At 53.8% G+C, this 669-nt stretch carries 1 protein-coding gene; it reads right to left on the reverse strand.

Annotated elements, in window-relative coordinates; all coding sequences use genetic code 11:
* Positions 1-669, reverse strand: a 669-nt coding sequence (locus tag HMPREF3022_RS06145) for a type VI secretion system Vgr family protein (RefSeq protein ID WP_141756502.1), incomplete at both ends; no start/stop codon positions are given.

The raw sequence follows: 669 nt of genomic DNA on the forward strand, positions 1-669 counted from the left end.
TGATATACGCCCCTTTGCAGGTAATCAGAATCTCCTCCTTCGCCGCAATGGTGATTTTTCCTGCACTGCTGGTTAACGTTGCGTCCTTCAGCGCATTCAGCTGCAACTCGTCATTCTGTGCCTGTACTTCCACTTTGCCCTGATTGGCCTGCATCTTGATGCCGCTGCTTTGGGCAAACAGGTTAACGCTTTCTGCCGCATGGGCGGTCAGGCTTTGGCCGGCGGTAATGTCGGTATGGTTGCCGCTGACCAGGTGGATGTTTTCATTGGCGGTATGCAGTTGGCTTTGCTGGGTTGCGGTAGCAATGCCGGCCGGGGCGGTTTGGATCAAACCGGCCTCTTTCAGGTCTTTAAAGGCGTCTTTCAGACGGCCTCTTTGGGTTTCTTCATCGGTGTTATGGTTGTTGGCGGTTTGGGCGGCTTTGTTCAGGCTTTTGGCCAGAGAGAGTGCTTGTTCGAGTTGGGAGATGGCATCGTCCATATTCAGCACTTTGCCATTGGCATCCTGGTTTTGTGCACTGACGAGTATGCCCTTACCTGCCCTTACCGCACCCCAACCGTCGGTTCTGAGTTCGAAGCCTTCGCCGTTCTCTCCGCGTTTCTCCCTGCTACTGTCGACGATATGGCCGAGGTTAAGTTGGGATTTCTGATAGTCGGTGGCGAGTTTGA

This window comes from Neisseria sp. HMSC065C04, from assembly GCF_001815375.1.
Lineage (GTDB): Bacteria > Pseudomonadota > Gammaproteobacteria > Burkholderiales > Neisseriaceae > Neisseria > Neisseria flavescens_D.